This window comes from Chryseobacterium sp. SORGH_AS_0447 (genome assembly GCF_030818695.1).
In the GTDB taxonomy this organism is placed as follows: domain Bacteria; phylum Bacteroidota; class Bacteroidia; order Flavobacteriales; family Weeksellaceae; genus Chryseobacterium.
Genome location: NZ_JAUTAR010000001.1, coordinates 448060 through 469081, shown reverse-complemented (window position 1 = coordinate 469081; position 21022 = coordinate 448060). Strand labels below are relative to the sequence as shown.

20 protein-coding genes are annotated in these 21022 nt (G+C 40.2%); 5 read left to right on the top strand and 15 right to left on the bottom strand.

Annotated elements, in window-relative coordinates:
- Nucleotides 1–187 precede the first annotated feature (187 nt).
- Both QE422_RS02240 and QE422_RS20000 read right to left on the bottom strand, forming a co-directional pair.
- Complete coding sequence (locus tag QE422_RS02240; protein WP_307454822.1) at nucleotides 188–757, bottom strand: isoprenylcysteine carboxylmethyltransferase family protein; 570 nt, start codon at nucleotides 755–757, stop codon at nucleotides 188–190.
- 43 nt (nucleotides 758–800) lie between these two features.
- Complete coding sequence (locus QE422_RS20000; RefSeq protein WP_373463431.1) at nucleotides 801–944, bottom strand: 2TM domain-containing protein; 144 nt, start codon at nucleotides 942–944, stop codon at nucleotides 801–803.
- A gap of 182 nt (nucleotides 945–1126) precedes the next feature.
- Here QE422_RS20000 and QE422_RS02235 point away from each other — a divergent pair, with 182 nt between their 5' ends.
- The gene (locus QE422_RS02235) at nucleotides 1127–2365 is read left to right on the top strand and encodes an IS4 family transposase (RefSeq protein WP_307454373.1); all 1239 of its coding nucleotides are present in this window, start codon (nucleotides 1127–1129) and stop codon (nucleotides 2363–2365) included.
- On the opposite strand, the gene QE422_RS02230 is transcribed toward QE422_RS02235, so the two are convergent.
- The 5 genes from QE422_RS02230 to QE422_RS02210 form a co-directional block, all read right to left on the bottom strand.
- Nucleotides 2347–2529, bottom strand: coding sequence for a 2TM domain-containing protein (locus QE422_RS02230; protein WP_307454821.1), 183 nt, complete (start codon nucleotides 2527–2529; stop codon nucleotides 2347–2349). The two genes, QE422_RS02235 and QE422_RS02230, sit on opposite strands and share 19 nt — an antisense overlap.
- A gap of 9 nt (nucleotides 2530–2538) precedes the next feature.
- Entirely contained in the window at nucleotides 2539–3855 is a 1317-nt protein-coding gene (locus QE422_RS02225) for a 2TM domain-containing protein (protein WP_307454820.1), read from the bottom strand.
- 134 nt (nucleotides 3856–3989) lie between these two features.
- A complete protein-coding gene (locus QE422_RS02220) occupies nucleotides 3990–4637 on the bottom strand; it encodes a hypothetical protein (RefSeq protein ID WP_307454819.1) in 648 nt (215 codons plus the stop codon).
- 51 nt (nucleotides 4638–4688) lie between these two features.
- The gene (locus QE422_RS02215; protein ID WP_307454818.1) at nucleotides 4689–6905 is read right to left on the bottom strand and encodes a carboxypeptidase-like regulatory domain-containing protein; all 2217 of its coding nucleotides are present in this window, start codon (nucleotides 6903–6905) and stop codon (nucleotides 4689–4691) included.
- 227 nt (nucleotides 6906–7132) lie between these two features.
- Nucleotides 7133–8035 carry a GyrI-like domain-containing protein gene (locus QE422_RS02210; RefSeq protein ID WP_307454817.1) on the bottom strand — a complete coding sequence of 301 codons (903 nt, stop codon included), beginning with the start codon at nucleotides 8033–8035 and terminating at the stop codon, nucleotides 7133–7135.
- A gap of 145 nt (nucleotides 8036–8180) precedes the next feature.
- Here QE422_RS02210 and QE422_RS02205 point away from each other — a divergent pair, with 145 nt between their 5' ends.
- Nucleotides 8181–8684: a superoxide dismutase family protein gene (locus QE422_RS02205; RefSeq protein ID WP_307454816.1), complete on the top strand. Its 504-nt coding sequence runs from the start codon at nucleotides 8181–8183 to the stop codon at nucleotides 8682–8684.
- Nucleotides 8685–8736: 52 nt separating this feature from the next.
- Here the strand turns inward: QE422_RS02205 and QE422_RS02200 are convergent, their stop codons facing one another.
- Nucleotides 8737–10866 carry a carboxy terminal-processing peptidase gene (locus QE422_RS02200; RefSeq protein WP_307454814.1) on the bottom strand — a complete coding sequence of 710 codons (2130 nt, stop codon included), beginning with the start codon at nucleotides 10864–10866 and terminating at the stop codon, nucleotides 8737–8739.
- A 392-nt stretch (nucleotides 10867–11258) separates the two neighbouring features.
- Here QE422_RS02200 and surE point away from each other — a divergent pair, with 392 nt between their 5' ends.
- Nucleotides 11259–12029 carry a 5'/3'-nucleotidase SurE gene (surE, locus tag QE422_RS02195; protein WP_307454813.1) on the top strand — a complete coding sequence of 257 codons (771 nt, stop codon included), beginning with the start codon at nucleotides 11259–11261 and terminating at the stop codon, nucleotides 12027–12029.
- 84 nt (nucleotides 12030–12113) lie between these two features.
- Here surE and QE422_RS02190 read toward each other — a convergent pair whose 3' ends face one another.
- Genes QE422_RS02190 through QE422_RS02180 form a run of 3 tightly spaced genes read right to left on the bottom strand, consistent with a single transcriptional unit; the run spans nucleotide 12114 to nucleotide 14557 of the window.
- Nucleotides 12114–13517 carry a radical SAM protein gene (locus tag QE422_RS02190; RefSeq protein WP_307454812.1) on the bottom strand — a complete coding sequence of 468 codons (1404 nt, stop codon included), beginning with the start codon at nucleotides 13515–13517 and terminating at the stop codon, nucleotides 12114–12116.
- Between the two features lie 9 nt (nucleotides 13518–13526).
- Nucleotides 13527–13763: a hypothetical protein gene (locus tag QE422_RS02185; RefSeq protein ID WP_307454811.1), complete on the bottom strand. Its 237-nt coding sequence runs from the start codon at nucleotides 13761–13763 to the stop codon at nucleotides 13527–13529.
- A complete protein-coding gene (locus QE422_RS02180; protein ID WP_307454810.1) occupies nucleotides 13760–14557 on the bottom strand; it encodes a prolipoprotein diacylglyceryl transferase in 798 nt (265 codons plus the stop codon). Before QE422_RS02180 ends, QE422_RS02185 begins: the two co-directional genes overlap by 4 nt.
- Before the next feature lie 133 nt (nucleotides 14558–14690).
- Here QE422_RS02180 and QE422_RS02175 point away from each other — a divergent pair, with 133 nt between their 5' ends.
- A complete protein-coding gene (locus tag QE422_RS02175) occupies nucleotides 14691–15731 on the top strand; it encodes a GMP reductase (RefSeq protein WP_307454809.1) in 1041 nt (346 codons plus the stop codon).
- A gap of 107 nt (nucleotides 15732–15838) precedes the next feature.
- Here QE422_RS02175 and fabG read toward each other — a convergent pair whose 3' ends face one another.
- The 4 genes from fabG to QE422_RS02155 all read right to left on the bottom strand — a co-directional run bounded on the left by fabG (nucleotide 15839) and on the right by QE422_RS02155 (nucleotide 20374).
- A complete protein-coding gene (gene fabG / locus QE422_RS02170; protein WP_307454808.1) occupies nucleotides 15839–16582 on the bottom strand; it encodes a 3-oxoacyl-[acyl-carrier-protein] reductase in 744 nt (247 codons plus the stop codon).
- A gap of 184 nt (nucleotides 16583–16766) precedes the next feature.
- Nucleotides 16767–18242: a WG repeat-containing protein gene (locus QE422_RS02165; RefSeq protein ID WP_307454807.1), complete on the bottom strand. Its 1476-nt coding sequence runs from the start codon at nucleotides 18240–18242 to the stop codon at nucleotides 16767–16769.
- A complete protein-coding gene (gene rsmI / locus QE422_RS02160) occupies nucleotides 18243–18917 on the bottom strand; it encodes a 16S rRNA (cytidine(1402)-2'-O)-methyltransferase (RefSeq protein WP_307454806.1) in 675 nt (224 codons plus the stop codon).
- Between the two features lie 8 nt (nucleotides 18918–18925).
- The gene (locus QE422_RS02155; protein ID WP_307454805.1) at nucleotides 18926–20374 is read right to left on the bottom strand and encodes a hypothetical protein; all 1449 of its coding nucleotides are present in this window, start codon (nucleotides 20372–20374) and stop codon (nucleotides 18926–18928) included.
- A gap of 60 nt (nucleotides 20375–20434) precedes the next feature.
- On the opposite strand from QE422_RS02155, the gene QE422_RS02150 reads away from it, so the two are divergent.
- Nucleotides 20435–21019, top strand: a complete 585-nt coding sequence (locus tag QE422_RS02150; protein WP_307454804.1) for a thymidine kinase — start codon at nucleotides 20435–20437, stop codon at nucleotides 21017–21019.
- Nucleotides 21020–21022: the final 3 nt, after the last annotated feature.

The window sequence follows — 21022 nt, the reverse complement described above, 5'->3', positions numbered from 1 at the left end:
CAGGAAGCATTCTCAAATCAACTTTATATAACCGAACGGTAGAATATGGATACTGAACCGTAAAAATCCCGACTCAACAGAGAATCGGGATTAAATCAGTTTAATCAATAAGATTTTTTAAGACTTCAAGTGGCATTAAGGTAGATGGTTTTGGTTTTAGGCCTAATTAATATTACCTCATCAAAGCCTAATAAATAAACGGGATCAGCTTCTTTGTTTTCTTACGATATTCCAGATATTCTTCGCCGAATTGTTCAATTAAAGCTTTTTCTTCCACGCTGATCCGGTAGCTGAAAGCAACAAAAGGAATACCGAAAGCCAGAATCAGGGAAAGCCAGTTGTTGAGATACAATCCGAGTCCCAGTGAAGTAAGCAGCGAAAAAGCGTAGGAAGGGTGCCTCAGGTATTTATAAAACCCTTCCCTTTTGATCTTGTGATCTTCGCGGATCGTGACATCCACCGTGAAATATTTACCCAAAGAGCGGATGATAACGTATCTTACAATAATCCCGATCCAGATGCAGGCTGCTCCCAGATAATGAATCCACATCTCTCCAGAAATAGGGAATCTTGTAAGATAAGAAACCGACACGGCACTGATAATGGAAACCGGAATGGCCATCCAAAGAATATTGAGGGTAGACCGGTCTTTGTCTTTTTTATCATTTTCGCCGGACTTCAGGATATTCTTGTACAGAATTTCCGTGATGAACCAGGCAAACATAGAAACGGTAAACAGGATTTGTAAAGTTTTCATATCATGAGGGATTATAGATTTACTTAAGGTTATAAACAGGGAATCAGGATTGCTTTTCTTTCTCCATCAGTTCTTTGATCTTCCGGTCTTCCCACTTGCTTCCCAGCATAAAATTAGGAACAAAAGCTCTCAAACCCTGAATGACGACTGCAATTCCCCAAAAAATAGGAAGCGTAAAATATTTCAGCTGCCATATTGTTTGACCCGGCTTTAGCTCAATGTCATTAAGTTAGTATTTTTTAGTGTTATGTTTTTGCTAAATTTGAGATTTAATCTTTCATTTTCTTATTATGCAAAAAAAATGTTTCAGATATTTTATTATCATTGGAGGAGGAAATCCACAGCGTGGCTATTTGTAATGAATACAGGATGAGTAGCAGAGATTTCACCCGCAAAAGGAAGTTGAGCTTTTCAAATACGCTTTTGTTTATGCTCAACTTCATTACCAAAAGCCTGTCCTGTGAGATTGTAAATTTCATTCACTATATAAGATCTTTGGGCCAGACACAGAATACTTTTACAAAAAGTGCATACGTACAGAACAGAAAAAAGATAAAGCCCGAGGTTTTTATTCATCTGAACAAGCGGCTTGTGGAAGAATTCTATACAGATAATTCTGCAGTACAGACCAAATTCAATGGTCTTCGTCTGTTGGCTATTGATGGTTCGAGAATTAATCTACCTCAAACCCGAGAGCTGGAAGAGATTTATGGTGTATCCAAAAACCAGACTTCTCATACCTGCGTACAGGCCAAAGCCTGCGTACTGTATGATACAATCAATAAAATCTGTTTAAAAGGGGTACTTTCTTCTATAGATACTGATGAACGTTTACAGGCTCTTGAGCTGTTGGCTCATTGTTGCCATAATGATCTGCTGCTATATGACCGTGGTTTTGCTTCATTTGATTTCTTTTATCAGCATCACAAAAGAAATTTTAACTACCTTATGCGCGTAAAAGTAGGTTTGAACCAAACCATAAAAGATTTCGTCAAAAGCGGAATATCCAGTATGATAACAGACTTTAAGCCTTCTCCCAACGTAGATCTGTCAGGAAAAGATTATGGTAGAGACTATACTTTTAAGGTAAGATTGTTGCGTGTCGTACTGGATAATGGCACCATCGAAGTTCTTGCAACCTCTCTTTTAGATGAGGCTTGTTATCCTTCGGAGATTTTCAAAGCCCTATATTTTGAACGCTGGGGCATAGAAACCTATTTTGATGAAATCAAAAACAAGCTTCACCTGGAGGAATTTTCCGGTTACTCAAACAACAGCATCTTACAGGATTTCTATTCTACTTTGCTTGTAAGCAATATACAGACCCTTATTGTCAGAGAACTCGAACAGGAGCTTAATGAAGTTGATACGAAAAAGAAGTACCGGTACAAAGTCAATACTTCCCTTTCTTACAGCTTGATGAAAAACAGAATTTTGAATTTGCTCTTTAGCAATGTAAAAAAAGAGGATATAGTGGCAGAGCTTAAAATTCTTTTTGCTTCTCATATGATCCCCGTCAGACCCAAAAGATCCTTTAAAAGGAATATTTTAAAATACAGAGTCAGAGCGAAACCAAAGGTCACTAAAAACTATAAAAAAAATCTATAAGACCTTAACTTAATGACATTGGGCTTTAGCTCTCTATAGTTCAGTACCAGAATAAAAATATTTACTACGAGGTAAATGAACAGGAAAATATAGAACTTTTTAATTCTCTGTACCTGTCTTTCGGCTTCTTTATACCTGATATCGTCTTTACTTATGTTTTCCATGGCTTTAAATTATCTTTTATTTTGTTTTTCTAGAATCTGCCTGATCTTTTTTTCTTCCCACTGTTTACCGATACCGAAAACCCCCATTCCGTGTGCCGCCAAACCGATTCCCCAGCCCAGCATCGGAAAGATGAACCAAAGGTCTTCCGGACTTGTCATCAAATTCACAATGATTAAAAAAGGAATAATGATGCAGTATGAAATCAGGTTTCCGTAAAAGCTTTTAATCTCTTTTACCCGTTTCTGCGCCCGCTCATAGGATTCATTTTTATCTTCCGGTACTGCACTTACTGTATTGGGCTTGGAAGAAAGTACCGGAAGCTTTACTTTAAAATAGTCTTCGGACTTTTCAATAAAAACATTCTTTTTCGTCAGCAAAGAATACCGCTGCACGATATTCGCCAGACCAATTCCTGAACTTTCCTTGATCTGTTCCCTTACCTGCAGGTTATTCTCAATACAAAGGGTATCGTTTTCGGAGAAAATTTTAATGATCAAAGGTTTAGAGGAAGTTGCAAAATTATGCTTGATGCAGTTCTCCAAAAGCAGCTGTAATGACAACGGAACCACAAACCTTCTGTAATCTTCTTTTTTAACATCAAAAATAAAATCTACACTGTCTTCAAACCGTGTTTTTAATAAATCACAATAGGTTTTCGCAAATTCCAGCTCATCTTCAACGGTTACAAGTTCCTTATCTTTCTGCTCTAAAACATAGCGGTAAATCTTTGACATCGAGGCCGTAAACTTCTGTGCCTGCTTCGGATTTTCATCGATCAGCGAGCTCAGTACATTTAAAGAATTGAAAAGGAAATGCGGGTCCAGCTGATTTTTGAGGCTTTCAAACTGGGCATTGGCCGATTTGGCAATCAGTTTCTGCTCAACCACTTCTTTTTTGGAGGTCTTCTTCAGCTCTTCCATAAAGCCTTTGGCATGAAGAAAAGCAGAGATCAGCAATGCGATATTGATGGTAAACCAGTTCATAAACCCATACTTTCCTGAGAAAAACTCTTCCGTTGTTGCTCCTTTCTGAAATACCACGAAGTTCATGTAATTGCAGAAATATACCAGGATAATATTGGCAATTAAAATGGAAACCACACTGATGATGGCCCTTTTGGTAGTTGCTTCCGACCAGGGAAACCTTTTGTTGAGAAAGTCGTTGATCAGGCCGTTGCCCATTCCCAACACAAATGAATACATAAAGCACACCACCAGGTTGATCATGAAATTTTCCAGCGTTTTTTCATCCGTGAACCCAAAGAAAAAAATCATCGAGGTCACGAATGAGATCCAGCATAATGTTATAAGGTTTTTCCGTTTCATTTTCGGTTTTCTTATTTCAAAAATAGGCTATATTGCAGGGACTAAAAATTATTTTTTTCCGAACGGTTGTTTTTTGTGGCTGAACGGGATAAAAAAACCTTCTGCAATAGAAGGTTTTAAAGTATATTTCGGAATTATTTCGCAGCGCCGCTTAAAAAATACTGCGCTTCCATCTTCCCCCAGTTCGGATCCAGGGCTGTTTTCGGTTTGAAGGCATTGAATTTCTCCAAAGCGGTTTTAAAAAGCTCCATCCCTTTTGTCTTGCTTCCTCCGAACTGCTCTGGTGTATAGTAAACATCTTCTGCTTTGATCAGGGTTACTCTTGGGTTCGAAGGATCCAGCTGCTCTGCTTTTTTCAGCTCTTCTTCCGCTTTTGCACCGAAAGTCCTGAATCTTTCCATCGGATTGACCATCATTTTCAGTGAATAGATCATCTTCTGCAACAGATGAATTTCGGAGTTGTTTTTTTCAAGAGATTCGGCAGCATCTACAAATTTCTGGGCCTGGTCTGCCGTTTCTTCCAGTGCTGCATTATTGCCGTTTTGCATCTGGGATCTGCCTTTTTGGATGTAAGCCAGTGCGGTGTAATAATTTGGCTGCCATTTGTCTTTCTCTTTTTCGGCGATTCTCTGAAAATCGTTGGCCAGGATCTGCAGATCTTCAGGGGATCTTGTGTCTTCCAGCCTGCTTATTTTTTCAGTCATTACTTTTTCATAATTAGCCTGTGCATAAGTTACTAAACTCATCAGGCCTAAAGCGAAACTTAAAACGTATTTTCTCATGATTTCTAAATTTTAAAATTGATTATTGTATTTGATTTTAATTATTTCTGATTAAAGATTATTGTCTATAGCTTCCTGGGTCTTGTCAATCCCGAAACTGATCAATGCACCGATGTAGACAAAGGTCTGGGCTGCAGGCAGAACGGGAGCACTCCTGTCGCCGTTGGAAGAGAAACGGTAGCCGTAGATGTTTTTGTTTCCTAAAATATTATTTACCCCGGCTACCAGAATGGTAAATGCTTTAGCATCTTTTTTTCCGAGATTTGGCAGGTAATTCAGGCTGAAATTCAATGAATTGAAATCTTTCACCTTACCTTCCGATTTCAGGATATTTTCCCCGTTTTGTGCGATGATATTGTAAAAAGGCCTCCCGGAAGTATATGTGTAGGAAAAATTAAAGCCTGTTTTCCATGAAGTCACGAATTTCTTTGCGACCAGGGAAACATTATGCTTTGCCGCGAAGCTCGGATACAGCTCCGTAGGATAATTTAAAAATTCCCTTTTACTGTCGAGATAAGAATAAGAGATCCAGTAATCTACATTTTTTATACTCTTCTTATCTCTCCACAGAACCTCTACCCCTTTTGCAAAACCATTTCCGTAATCGGGAAGTACAAAGTTCTGAAAGCCCGACGCCGAGGTCTTCACCAGATTTTTATACTCTTTATAAAATGCTTCCATCCGTAAGGTCCTGTTTTCCTCACTGCGTTGGATCTGAAAAATATAATGGGTCGCCTTTTGGAAATTCTGCTTAAAATTCTGCGTTAAATATTTGGATTCCGGAGTCTGGTAAAAAATACCGTAGGCAAAGGAAGTTACCCATTTTTCTGACAGGCGGTATGCTGCTGAAAAGCGCGGGGCCAGATTCCACTGGTTCAGAAAGCTTGAATTTTCTGCTCTGATGCCTAAGCTTGTAGAGAAATTACGCCCGAAAGCCAGGTTGTTTTCTGCAAATAAAGCGGTGGTAAAATTACTGATCGTGGTTTGCTGCTGTGGAGCGTTGAAGACCGAAAAGTTGGTTTTATCATGTTCCGAAAGAAGTTCAAAGCCTGCCTTAATGTTGCTCACTGCTGCAATCTTTCTTTCAAAAACCGCCCTGCTGTTCCAGTACAGCCCTTCCGTATTCATATTTACATTTCCGATCCTGTTTCCTTCATTGATGATTCCTATTTCAAGGTCGTTTTTGTTGATGCTGAAGGAAGAACCCAGATTCATCAGGTAACGCCCCATTTTCTTTTTGTAGGTAAGGCTGTGAAAGGTATTTTTTCCGTTTACCGAAGGCTGCTGTTCGTCGTAATTCTGTTCCAGGCTCGGCTGCGAAACGGCTAGAGAATTCGTATCAAAGCTTCCGTAATATTTCAGGAATCCACCGGACTTTGTTTTAATTCTGAAGTTTCCGTTTACCGAAATATTTCTCGGGGCCTTAATAAAATCCGTTTCAAAATGAAGGACTTTTGTCACTAATCCCAAATCTGAAATATTGGCATCAACCCCATAGCTGAAGGTTTTATTTTCATTGAGATGCTGATAATTTCCTCCTAAAGAAAAAGGGAAAATACTGAATGTGTAGGAACTTTCGTCCGGCATATCCACACTTTCCAACAGCAGCACCGAAGAGAGGGCCTGACCGTACAAGGCAGAATAACCGCCGCTGGAGAATACGCTCCCTTTAAAGATAGAGGTATTGAAACGTTCCCTTCCCGCAAGGCCCGAAACCGAACTGCTGAAATAGTTGTTGACCAGATTCCCGTCGATATAAAACTTGGTTTCTGCACCCGTTCCACCTCTTACAAAAAGGCCTTCGCTGTCTCCGGCATTCTGGACGCCAGGCAAAAATTTGTATCCTGTAGTGGTTTGTCCCTGAGATCCTGCTGTAGTGTAAACATCCATTGGCGTGAGGGCTGCGGTCGCTCTCTTCCTGTCGCTGGCTTCAATAGAACCTACGGAAATAACAACCGCATCGATCTCGCTGATCTGCTCTTTCATTTCCGTATTGATAACCAGATCCTGATTCCCGATGAGAATCGCCTTTTCAACCGGCACATATTTCGGATGGGTAAAGACAACCGCATGATTTCCTTTTTCTGAAGTTTCAAAAGAGAAATTTCCGTTAACATCTGTTGTAGCACCGTCATAGGTATCTTTCAGGGTTACGTTTACCTGATCCAGTTCTTTATTTTTATAGGTGACTTTACCTGAAATTTTAATCTGTGCCATATGTAAAGCAAAAGAAAAAAGTGCGGTAAGAAATAATAGTTTTGTTTTCATAGCTGTTTTATTTCGGTTCAAAAGTAGATCGAAATTCTGGGGATGTTTAATTTTTGTTACCGAGCGGTAGATTTTGAAACCCGAACCGTAAATTTTATCCTTTTGAGAAAAATTAGAGACGTAAACATGAGCATCATCTTAGGTTAGGGGATGGAATACGGATCGCTCGGTCAAAATTGGGGAATACTAAACCCCTCCGGCAGAGGGGAATTTTTGTGAATCATTGTTTAATGGATCGGAATGCAGAAATCCACGATCATTTTTCCTTCCGGGTGTTCTTTGAAATTGGTGTGATAGATTTCAAACGGAAAAGCTTTACGGACGGAATAGTTATTTTCTTTCATCCACAGAAACAGAGAGACCCAGCTTTTTTCGAAATCATGTAATGTGACTTCCCCACTTCCGACGATGAATTTTCCGGCTTCGATGGTTTCACCAAACACTTCGCCTTCCTGCTTCTCTAATTTTTCGTTCAGAAGCATACAGGCATGGATCCTTACTTTGTCAGGAGGCGTTACTTTAAAGCTGTCGTGATACACAGAGATCATTTTTACATTTTCATCGGGAAACAGATGTTTTCCTTCTGCCCAGCGGATCAGAACATTATAAGCCGGTTCTACATTCGCTATTCCTAAGCTCATTACGGCGGCGAGATTCATCTCCGGGAGATGGGTAACTTCAATTTTTAAATTCATTGTTGTCCAGTTTAACAGGTTTTCGATGTTGCAAATGTAGCTGCTGAAAACCGCATCGGCTTGTCCGTTCTTGCTTTCCTGTAACCGGATCTGATGAAAGTTTTCCGGCACGGATTTCCTGAATGCCGAAGGTGACTTCCCGTAATGATTTTTAAATGTTTTGGTAAAAGTGGAATGGCTTGAGAAACCGAATTGGAGATAAATTTCCTTCAGGCTCACCTGCTTTCTTAAAGCCAGGTAAAACGCTGCTCTTTCCATCCTTTTCCTGCTGATATACTGCTGAACCGTTTCGCCCGTAATAAGCCTGAAAATCCTGTGAAAATGGAATGGCGAATAGGCTCCGATGTCAGAAACTTTCTGTAGGGAAAGATCTGTATCGAGATGATCATCAATATACTGAATCGCTTTTACGATCCTCTTTTTATATTCCTCCAAATTCCGGGTATTTAAAACAAAGGTATAAAGTATGGAGAAAAGTGTTTTGTCATTTATTGCTAATTTGTAAAAAATCCTGAAAACGTAAAGCTTTTCGGTAAATGTTTTTTAAATTTATGCTACAATCACTTTAAATCATTTAAAAATGAAAAGTAAAACATTAGCATTATTGGCAGGCTGTACGCTTTTTGCGGTTTCATGCGGAACCACAAATACGTATCCGGTGCTGTCTAAAAGCAACACCCAAACGGGAGGAACGGCTAGATTCACCCAGAAAGGCAACGAAGTGGTGATGAAACTCGATGTCACCAACCTTACTCCGGGAATTCATGCCGTGCACATCCATGAGAAAGGCGACTGTTCGGCAGCGGACGGAACCTCAACAGGAGGACACTGGAACCCTGCGAAGGACGACCACGGAAAATGGGGTGCGGAACACTTCCACATGGGCGATATCGGAAACCTTACCGCCGACCAGAGCGGAAATGCCATGCTGACCTTCAAAACCGATAAATGGTGCTTAGGATGTACGGATGCTTCTAAAAACATCATCGGAAAAGGCCTGATTATTCATGCGGCAGCCGACGATTTTCACACTCAGCCAACGGGAAATGCCGGAGGACGAGTGGGATGCGTAGAGATAAAGTAACGGCATCTTTCAATAAAAAAACCGCTGACTTTCATCAGCGGTTTTTTTTATTTTATGATTTTACACTCATGTCTGCAATAATGTTCATCGCTTCCTGAAGGTAAAGGTCTTTTTTAAGATTTTTAATCCAGATCTCGGATTTCTTCTTGAAGGCTTCGTCCTTTTTCTCCCTTTCGATTTCGTTTTGGTAAAGGGTAAACTGAAGTCCGTTCTCAAATTTCGTCAGCGATTTGAATTTTTCGATCTGCGCTTTTCTCTGTTTCATCAATTCGTTAAACTTGTTGATGTTCAGAGTAATCGTCTCTTCTTTATCCAGCTGCTCTCTCCATTGCGCCGATTCCAGTAGAAGCTGGTACTTCGCATTCTTCGCCATTCTGTCGTTGCTGGCTTTTTCTAACGCCTGAATATTGAAATAATTCAGTTTCTGGAAGTTGGTGGAAGGAATTTTATCCCAGGCAAGGGCATATTCGTCATATCGCTCTCCTATTTCAGCATAGGTGAAGAAGTCTTTCATCTGGATGTCAGATACAATCCCTTTTCTCTGCGTAGATTCTCCGGTTATTCTGTAGAATTTCTGAATGGTCAGCTTTAAAGATCCGAAATCATCTTCCGTATTCAGAAACCTGTTAAGATCTACAAACGTTTGAACCGTACCTTTTCCGAAAGACTGAGGCGAACCAATGATCATTGCTCTGCCGTAATCTTGCATAACACCAGCTAAAATTTCCGATGCAGATGCCGACAATTCGTTCTGCATGATCACCAACGGACCTGTCCAGATCGGCGTTTCGTTTTTATTCTTTAAGGTCTGAATTTTCCCGTTTCCGTCTTTCACCTGAACATAAGGTCCGGCCTGCATAAACAGTCCCATAATATCTCCTACTTCCGTTAAAGATCCTCCTCCATTGTTTCTAAGATCCAGAACAATTCCCTGAATTCCCTGTGCTTTCAGCTTTACGATTTCATTTTTAATATCATCAGAAGCATTTCTGCCGTTCGGGTTTTCAAAATCGGCATTGAAGCTTGGTAAGTTAATGAATCCGTATTTCTTTCCGTTCGGAGAGTTTACCACAATACTTCTCGCAAATGTATCTTCAATGGCTACTTCTTCACGGATCATGGTCACATCTTTTATCGTTCCGTCTTTCTTCTGAACCGTAAGGGTTACCGGTGTACCTTTCTCTCCTCTGATCAACCGTACCGCTTCGTCGGAAAGCATTCCCACAACATTCACAGCATCTTCCTTCGGCTTGGATTTTACTTTCAAAATCTTATCGCCTTCAGAAAGCTGCTTGGATTTCCATGCCGGCGCACCGATGGTAAGAGCCCCTAAATAAAGGTTTCCTTTTTTCTCCTGGATGATGGCACCGATTCCGATTACTTTTCCGGTAAAATTGGTATCAAAATCTTCTTTGTCTTTCGGAGAATAATAGTTGGTGTGCGGATCAAAAACTTCCGTATAAGCGTTCATGTACACGGTAAACCAATCCATTTTCTTTCTCTTCTTAAATCTTGTAAAAGTCTCTTTTACAAGATCTTTCACCTCGTCCGTTGCTTTTTTAAGCTTCTGGTCCGCAGCAAGCGGCTGATATTTAATAGTATCTTTCAGGTTGTATTTCTGAACGGAGTCTTTCTTCTCTTTCTGAGCTTCTTCCTTGCTGTTCATCGATTCAATTTCCTGAAGGATGTTGTACTTGATGAACTTCTTCCATTCATTGTACTGCTCTTGTTTGTTAGCCGGAACTTTTTTAGCTTTCGGCTCCAAAATAAGCGTTTCGTCCTCTTCAAGGTTGATCGGCTTGCTGAAAATATCTTGGGTGATTTTATCGATTTCATCCACACGCTGATACAATCTGTCGATCGTCAGTTTATAGAACGTAAGGTCTCCCTGGTTGATATAATCGTCCAGTTTGGTTTCATGCTTACCGAACTCATCCATATCCGACTGAATAAAGTATCTTTTGCCCGGATCTACCAATTCGAAATAATGCTTGTACACATCTTTGGAATAAGCATCGTTAATCGGTTTTGGGCTGTAATGTAAATAAGAAAGTGTATTTTTTACGCTCACCATTATCGTCTGCATCTTTTCGTCATCATTTTTAGGCGAGTTGAAACAAAACATTAGACTTGTTAATGGAATTAGGAGTAAAAATTTATTCAGCTTAAAATTTTTCCACATAAATCTGTAATGTATTTTTATTAAATTTAAAAAAGTTCTTTGATAGGTCGTACTTTTTTACGTCCCGTTACAAACTATCAAATTTAATACCTTATTTGCAATTAACAATTACTTTTAAGAGATTTTATTAATACGAAGGTTTTCATAAATTCAGACTGTTAAAATTCAGAATAAAAAGAATAAATGATAAATTTAGAAAGTTATGATTGCAGTCTCTTTGACTGAAATTTTAGATAATAAAATGAATGTAAACTGTAAAAATTTTAGCCGAGTATCCAATTATAGCTGATCATTAATGATTAAATAAACCGATGGAATATTCAGATAATATTTAAATACAAAGGTTTTAAAGAAAAGCTTTTATAGTATATTTGTTAAAATTAAAAATGTATATGGAAAGACCTCTTATTCTGGTAACTAATGACGACGGAATTACAGCACCGGGTATCAGAAATCTTGTCAGTTTTATGAACGAAATCGGAGATGTCGTGGTGGTAGCGCCCAATTCTCCACAAAGCGGTAAAGGCCATGCCATTACCATCAATTCTACTTTAAGCTATGAAGAAGTTCATCTGGAAGGTCCACAGACCGATTTTTCCTGCAGCGGAACACCGGTGGACTGCGTAAAAATGGCACTTGATAAAATTCTGCCGAGAAGACCGGACATTGTAGTTTCCGGAATCAATCACGGAGCGAATTCATCCATTAATGTTATCTATTCGGGGACGATGTCTGCCGCAGTGGAAGCAGGAGTAGAAAATCTTCCGGCCATTGGCTTTTCGCTTTTGGATTTCAGCTGGGAAGCCGATTTTACACAAGCTAAAGAATACATTCAGAATATCGTTAAAAGAACCCTGGAGAATCCGATGCCTAAAGGGATTGTTTTAAACGTAAATATCCCGAAGCTTGCAAAAGAAGAAATCAAAGGGGTAAAAGTCTGCAAGCAGGCACATGCCAAATGGGAAGAGAGTTTTGATGAAAGGGTAAATCCTCACGGTAAAAAATATTACTGGCTGACCGGTTATTTCAATAACATGGATGAATCCGAAGATGCCGACGAAACAGCTCTTGCCAACGGATATATCTCTATTGTTCCGGTAAAGTTTGACCTTACTGCGTATGAATACATGAATACGCTGAACGAGGTGATGAAATTTGATTAAATAAAAAATAAAGAGGTGAAAATTTTTCGCCTCTTTTCTTTTTAGACCATTTTCTTGTCTTGAACTATGAGAAAAAGTGCTAAATCAAAACAGCACTTTATCCTCTCTTCTTAATTCTTCCAGATATTTGCTTTTATCATCCCGGTAAAAAAGATTCATTGTTTCAAAAGGAATAAGCTTTAAATCTTTATTTACGATATGAACGCAGGATTTCTTTACTGCCCGTACGTCAAAATCATGGGCATCCATAAAGTTCATAATGATGATCCTGAACAGGTTATCATAATCCAGATTGGGCGCGGAAACCTCAGGAAGACAGCACAATAGCTGGTTGACTTTAGGCTGTACTTTATCCACGGAAATCCCTGTACTGAAAATATCCAGCAGCTGCATCTGCAATCCGGTATCCTGTTCGTAGACGATGGTATTCCGGGTTTCATTGTTCAGCAGATCAGCAGGATTGATGTATCGGGTTAAAGGAATGGTTTCTCCTTCCAGCTTTAAGATATATCCCATCGCCAGAGCGTCAGGATTACACGGAACCGGAATAATATCATCTGAATTCAGCAGCGGAAACTGGTTTAAGATTTCCTGTCTTACTTCTGTTAACGTAATTTTTTCGTTTGAAGAATCGTCACGGTTTCTCCCGGCAATTTCCACCGGCTGGAAGGTAATCCCGCGGACGCATTTCTGTTTTAAAGCAAACTCGATAATCTGCCCGATTTCATCAATATTTTTATCTTTCTGCAATACGATAACGAGTGTTGTCGAAAGATTCAAAGCATTTAATTTCTCAAGAGCTTTCATCCGGACGTCAGCAAGGTCTTTTCCCCTGAAATCCTGCAATACTTCCGGTTTAAACGAATCAAACTGAAGATAAATCTCAAATTCCGGTGCGTAGGTTGCCAGCTTCTCGGCAAATCCCGGATCGTTCGCAATTCTCACGCCGTTGGTATTCAGCATTAAATGTTTGATGGGCTTCGATTTGGCAATATCCATGATTTTAAAGAACTCGGGATGAATGGTCGGCTCTCCTCCGCTGATCTGGACGACATCGGGCTCTCCTTCATTTTTAACAATGATATCAAACATCGCTTCGATTTCTTCCAGGGTGCGGTGGCTTCCGTAGTGCGGAGAGGACATGGCGTAGCAGGTCGGGCAGGTCAGATTGCAGCGGTCCGTCACCTCAACGATGGAAAGACAACTGTGCTGCTCATGATCCACACACAGGCCGCAATCGTAAGGGCAGCCATATTCTACTTCTGTCCCGAAATGCACCGGCATTTCCGAAGCTTTATTGTAATTTCTGATGTTCTTGTAGTAATGGACGTCCGAAGCGATTTTGGTTTTGAAAAATCCGTGATCAGGGCATCTTTTGGTCATAAAGACTGCTTCATCCTCAATAATAATTTTAGCACCTACCCTTTTCAGGCATTCGGGGCACAGGCTGATCGTGTAATCGTAGTACGTATAATTTCTTACCGGCATAATTTTATTTTAAATTCCTCCTCCACAAATAAATCCGCTCACCAATCCACAGAATAGCAGGCAAATCAGCATCGTCTGAATAAACTGTTTCCTGGAAAATTTCCGGTTGTCTTTTGATTCGTAAATGACTTTAACAATAACCGTAACAATCAGAGAAAAAACGGAAGCAGCAAACAGAATGATGAGAATAATCATCAGGACTAGGCCTCCGAGATTGCCAACTTCCAAAAGTGTCAGAATTTTCATAGGTTTTGATTTTTATGGTGATAAAGATGAACCGTGTTTTTTATTTTATAAATGTAATAAATAATTACGCAAATACATACGATTTGAATAGTTCCTACATTCCCGATGATTTCCAGTCTTGGCTTAATGAAATCCAGCATCAGCCTGAAGGTGAAATAAGCCAACATAAAGATCTGAAAAATAAACCCTGAAGGAGATCTGTTTTTTCGCTGAATAACTTTTAAAACCATCCATAAAACAATGAGAAAAGCAATTTCATACAAGGCTACCGGATGTCTGCGGTACTGATCTCCCAGATACATCCCGAAAACGGAATCGGTTGGTACTCCATACGTCTCTTCATAGATCCCGGTAAGAAAGCAGCCAATCCTTCCGATGATCATGGCCAGGATTAATGGAAAAACAATCAGGTCGCCGGTGCTTTCCTTGTGACCGACTACTTTCTTGGCCAGCTCTACTCCCAGCAAGCCGAAAGCCAACCCTCCGACAATCGTATTGCTGGTCCAGAGTGATGGGAAATCGAAATGTTCCAAAAGCCTGTATGGGTTTTCCAGGTTTCCGATGAGCTTGGAACCGAATAAAGCCCCGGCCGTCGCTCCGATAAGAACAGCCGCCGAAGTATTGAACGAGGTTTTTTCCTTCGATTTTCTTTTTAAATAAAAATAATACCGCATCCCGACAAACATCCCCAAAGCTTCAAAAAGCGGATGCGCGAGAACCGTTTTACCGAATAGATGAAAAGTAACAGGAAAATCCATGGTTTCAAAAATACCGGTTTTTATGAAAGCAGCCAATGAAATCGTATTTTAATCCGGTTTGTCATTCAGATCCGGAAGAGGAAAAATAATTTGTACTGTTTATAAAACCCTTAAAAAGGGAATCTATTGACTTTTTTTCATACATTTAAGTAAAATAATTTTCCAAATTATGAGAATAGAATATGATATTAAACTGGGATTTAAGGATGTGATGTTCCGCCCGAAGCGTTCTACGCTGAAATCCCGTTCGGAAGTGGATCTGGAAAGAGAATTTACCTTTAAGCATACCCAAAAAAAATGGAAAGGCATTCCCCTGATTGCCGCCAATATGGATACGGTCGGAACTTTCGAAATGGCGCTGGAGCTGGCAAAAGAGAAGATCATTACCGCCGTTCATAAACATTATTCCGTGGAAGAATGGACGGAATTTCTGGACAGCCAGCCGGAAAATATTCATCAGTATATTGCTCTAAGCACCGGAACCGGAAAGGCAGATGAAGAAAAATTAAAAAGAATCCTCAACAACCACCCAAAAATCGAGTTTCTCTGTATCGACGTAGCCAATGGCTATTCCGAGCATTTTGTGGAGTTTGTGAAGAAGGCAAGGGCAAATTTCCCGGATAAAATTATTATGGCCGGAAATGTGGTGACTGGAGAAATGGTGGAAGAGCTGCTTTTAGTAGGTGCAGACATCATTAAAGTTGGAATCGGTCCGGGTTCCGTTTGTACCACCCGTATAAAAACCGGCGTGGGCTATCCTCAGCTTTCTGCCATTATCGAATGTGCGGATGCCGCGCACGGACTTGGCGGCCATATTATCGCAGACGGCGGCTGTAAAGTGCCCGGAGATGTGGCTAAAGCTTTCGGTGGCGGAGCCGATTTCGTAATGCTGGGCGGAATGTTTGCTGGCCACGATGAAAGCGGTGGCGAAATTGTAGAAGAAAATGGCAAAAGATACCGGTTGTTTTACGGAATGAGTTCGAAAACGGCAATGGATAAACATTCGGGAGGTGTGGCAGAATACCGTGCCTCTGAAGGGAAAACCGTACGTGTCCCGTACAAAGGTCCGGTTTCCGAAACGGTAAAAGACATTCTCGGCGGAGTGCGTTCGACCTGTACTTATGTAGGCGCATCTACCCTGAAACAGCTTTCTAAAAGAACAACATTTATCCGGGTTCAGGAACAGGAAAACCAGATATTTAAAGAGTAGCAACTGAATAAAACGTTGAACGGTTCAGCCTGAAATATTTGATACCTTTAAAACAGAAAATCCGTCAGTACGACGGATTTTCATTTATATTTTACTCTTAAAGATTCTTATGTTAATAAACCTCCGTCTACGTTCAGCGTCTGCCCGGTCACGTAAGAAGACATTTCGCTTCCTAAAAATACACACGCATTGGCTACATCCTGGGTATGGCCAAGTTTTTTCATCGGGATCGATTCATTCCATTTTTCTTTAGCCTTGTCATCCAAAGCATCCGTCATTTCAGTCTGGATGAATCCCGGCGCAATAGCGTTGCAACGGATATTTCTAGAACCTAATTCCAAAGCTACCGATTTTGTAAAACCGATCACTCCTGCTTTCGAAGCGGCATAATTGGCCTGTCCTGCATTTCCGCTGATCCCAACTACCGATGTCATATTGATAATAGATCCTGCTTTGGCCTTCATCATCGGCTTAATTACCGCCTTAGTAAGGTTAAATACGGAATCCAGGTTTACATTGATTACTTTGTCCCAGTCTTCTTTAGACATTCTCAACAACAGGTTGTCTTTGGTAATTCCTGCGTTGTTAATCAGAATATCGATTTTACCAAACTCGGCGATTACTTCATCCACCAAAGTTTGTGCAGCATCAAAATCCGATGCATCCGACTGGTACCCTTTAATTTGAGTTACAGAACTTAAAGCTGCTTCTAATTCCCTAGCTTTGTCTACAGAGCCGGCATAGGTGAATGCTACTTTTGCCCCTTGTTGAGCGTACATTTCAGCAATTCCTTTACCGATTCCTCGTGTAGCTCCCGTTATTAGCGCTACTTTTCCTTCTAATAGTTTCATATGTATGACAATTATTTTCTTTATAACTTACTCGCTCCTTGAAATTTGCGCGAAGATACATTATTTAGCTTTACTGAAATAAAACAGTGCGCAAAGATATTACAAAATGTTATTCATTGCATTTTAAATCACTCTTTTAGCGAAATTTTTCAGTTGTTTTTTGTCATAAAATGATTATGATTGCCTAATCGATAGAATTCCGGTCCTTCTGTTCCGTGAAGTAGATAAATTCAGTTTCTTTACCTCTTGTAAGTCTTATTCCTTTTTTCTCATTGAGGAACTGATCATATTTCACTTCCGTCAGCGGCTCATTTTCATGGTTGGTTACTCCAAATTTGCCGTCTTTTTTAACGATAAATTCATTAGCGCCCAGGAAAGTCGTGATGTCATCGTATGCAAAAGGAACGATTTCGTTGCCGTTTTCATCCATTACGCCGTAAAAATTATCAGTATTTTGTCCGATAAGTGCGGGATAAAGTTCAGATTCCCTAACCTCTTTCAGCTGTTTCAGTTCTTTATAAAGTCCCGTTTTCGGTGTAAAAGTATAATAGCTATTGTCTTTGTTCAGAATAAGGGTATTCGGGAATATTTTTTCAATTCCGTACTCTCCGTTCAGGATATTTTTTAAATCTTTATTTAAAATTTGTTCTTCATCGTCCTTTCTCAGGTACAGGTATTTTTCGCCGGAAATGGTAAGCCCTTCCACCCTGTCATATTCTTTCGGGAAAACAACTTCTCCGTTCAGCTTTACAACGGCAGTTTTAGGATTTTTCTGATCCTGGGAGGTTTTGAAAAGACCATTAAAAATAGGGTTTACATAATGGTAATCAAGATCATACAGCTTCCCTTCCTTCTTCGAAAATATGCTTACTTTATCATCTTTCGTAAGGTAGATATATTCTCTTCCTACAAAAGCCTGTTCATAGATTTCATCAGCAACTACTTTTTCCTTTTCATCAATAATTCCGTATTTTTCTGTAGAAGCATCCAGGGTAATGAGATAAGGAAAAGCATTGATATTGTCTACATTATGGCTGGAAATTGTGCTGATCGTAGTCCCGTTGTTATCAATAACTTCACCCGATTTCTCTCCTTTGGAAAGATAAGTCCTGCCTTTATAAAAGCGCAGATCTTCTGTAAATTCCCTGTCCGAAATTTTTTTTCCGTTGAGATCATAAATTTTCCATACTCCGTCATTTTTCACAAAGAACCTGTTCTCGCTTCCGAACACGATCTTTTCTGAAAACGGAATGATCTGATTTCCGTTGAAATCATAGACGCAGTCTTTTCCCTGCTTACTATAAATCAGGCGGTCCTTATTTTCCCACGTCCTGAATTTAAATATATCCATCGGAATAATTTCCTTCCCATTGGCATCAATAATAGCCGTCTTTCCGTTGGATTTTCCGGATTTGGCCCGTAAGACAAACCGGTTTTTCCATAAATGGGAAATCTCGCTTTTAAAGGGATAATCAAAAGTAATATTGCCGATAGAATCTACAATCCCGGTCTTCCCGGTTCTCGTATCCGTAAACATGCCGTAGCCTTTTGAATAGGAACGGACCTCTTTACCCAGCTTTTTGGTTAAAAGGATTTGCTTATACTGATCCGTCTGTCCAAGGCAAACCGACGAGAACAGGACGAAAATTAATTTTTTCAATTAAATGGAATTATTTACAATGAGAACGATTTCGCCCTTTAAGGTTTTACTTTTTGAAAACTCAATAAGTTCAAGAATGGTTCCGCGCTTGGTTTCCTCGAATTTTTTGGAAATTTCGCGGCTCAGGCTCGCTTTGGTGTCTTCACCGAAGAATTCCCTGATCTGCTCGAGTGTTGTATTGATCTTGTGCGGACTTTCGTATAAAACAATGGTCTTTTTTTCCTCAGCAAGCTGCTTCAGCCTGGTCTGGCGGCCTTTTTTCTGAGGGAGAAATCCTGCAAAAAGAAATTCGTTGTTCGGCAGTCCGGAAACAACGAGCGCAGGAACAAAAGCTGTTGCTCCGGGAAGACAGATCATTTCAATATGGTGGTCCGCACCCGCTTTAGCCAGCAAATAACCGGGATCTGAGATTCCGGGGGTACCCGCATCGGTGATAATGGCTATATTCTGACCGTTTTTAAGATCTGTAATTACCTTATCGGTTGCCTGATGCTCATTATGCAGGTGATAAGATTTCAAAGGCTTCGAAATCTCGAAATGCTTCAGAAGAATTCCGGAAGTTCTGGTGTCTTCGCATAAAATGTAATCAACCTCTTTCAGTATGTTTACCGCTCTGAAGGTCATATCTTCCAGGTTCCCGACCGGTGTAGGAACAAAATATAAGATTCCGCTCAAAATTCAGTTTATAAAAATTTATTTTCTACCAATATCCAAAGCCTTTGGGCATATTCATCCACCTTACTCCATTTTTTGGAATAATAGAGGTCGCTCAGATATTCTTTGGCCTCTTCCAAAGTTTTGAAGCTGTTGAGATTAGCCACCACTTCATTCAGTTCAGACTGGCTTCCTCCGAATAAGGTTTTGGAAAACGCAATCCTGTCATTCAGATCCAGCTTAAACTCCGGTTTCTTCTTTTCCGCTTCCATAAAGTCGGTCGGAATATTGGTTTTTAAAATGCTCCCCAAATCTTCTTTTTTATCTGCAGGAGCAGGTTTTTCTGCCGGTAGCTCTCTTTCCAGATGATCATCATCGAAAAGCGACTGTACGGCTTTCAGGCCTCTGATATTGGCCAGTTTTATTTTTTTATCTTGATTATAAGCATTGTACGTTTCAAGATTTTCAAAGCTTTCATCAGATTTCCTTTTTTCTTTTTCTTCGGAAACCGGCGTTTCGATTTCTACGATTTTCCTCCTGTCGTTAATTTCGGATAAAACCGCTTTCGCTTCTTCCTGTTTTTCATCTTCTGCAGCCTCATTCTTGATGTCATTCAGGACATTTTCTACATTGGAAGTATCGGTGGCCATTTCGCCCTGTTCCATCATCCTGTCGGACGAAACAAACGGTTCACTGGTTTCTTCAGCAGATTGTTTTTCCTTTTCAGCTGCTGTAGAAGATTCAAAGTTATTCAGGATCCTTTCCTCTTCCTCAAAAGAGTTTGTAATTTCCCCGTCGGTATCCGAAATTTGATTTTCAAACCCATCGATTTCATTCAGCTGGTTATTGAAAACAGCTTCTTCTTCGGTTTTCTCATCACTGAATGTCTCTTGCTGAATGTCATCATCACCTTCAGGCTCAGCATCAGCCAGGATTCTCTCTTCATCCACAAAATTCAATGGGCTGCCGCTGTTATCCGCGCTTTCATTTTCATCAATTTCATCCAGCTGGCTGTTGAAAACATCTGCATTCTCATTCAGTATTTCCGGAATATCGGCCGCTGAATTTTCCTCTGCAAAATTAACTAAAGTTTCGTGAAGTTCGCCTTCTACAATTTCATTTAACTGATTATTGAAAATCGCCTCTTCTTCACTAACCTGGTCTGAATAATTCCCGGATCTTTCCTCATTTATTTCATTCAGTTCGTTATTGAAAATCGCTTCTTCTTCCGTGAGGTCATCATTTTCATCGGATGTGTAAAATTTTTTCGGATTTTGCGCAACCTGCGAAAAATTTTCATTTCCGAAGTAGGCGATATTTTTTTCCAGCAAACGAAGGAAAGAAATTCTTTCGGCCAGCTCTTCCACAAGATCCAGCTTGGACGAAAGCTCGTCTACATGGCTTATTTTGTCCAGAATACCAATGATATTCTTGGATTCAAAAAAAATCTTTTCCTTTAAATCTTGGATATTCTGCATAGAGGAATCTTGTTAAAATTGCTTACTTTTGATCTTAAAAATATACTGCTAATTTAACAAATGTTTTTAGAAAATACAATTAATCATTCCAAACAAAGCGGTTGGATGGAAGTAATTTGTGGCTCAATGTTTTCCGGAAAAACCGAAGAGCTGATCAGGAGGCTGAGAAGGGCCGAAATGGCGGGGCAGAATGTGGAAATTTTTAAGCCGAAACTGGATACGAGATATTCGGACGAAGATGTTGTTTCCCACAATCAGAACAAGATCCGCAGCACCTCCGTAGAAAACCCTAGCGAAATACTGCTGCTGGCTTCCAACTGCCATGTCGTAGGGATCGATGAAGCCCAGTTTTTTGATGAAAGTATTGTATACATTGCCAACCAGCTTGCCAACAGCGGCATCCGGGTAGTGATTGCCGGCCTCGATATGGATTTCCTCGGAAGACCTTTCGGACCGATGCCCAACCTGATGGCTACTGCAGAATACGTGACGAAGGTTCACGCCATCTGCCGAAGGACTGGGAACCTTGCCAATTATTCCATGAGAACCTCCGAAGGAAAAGATCTTGTAGAACTCGGAGAAACAGAAGCTTACGAAGCAGTGAGCAGAAGGGTTTTTGTAGATGAAGTTTTAGACAAACACTGATAA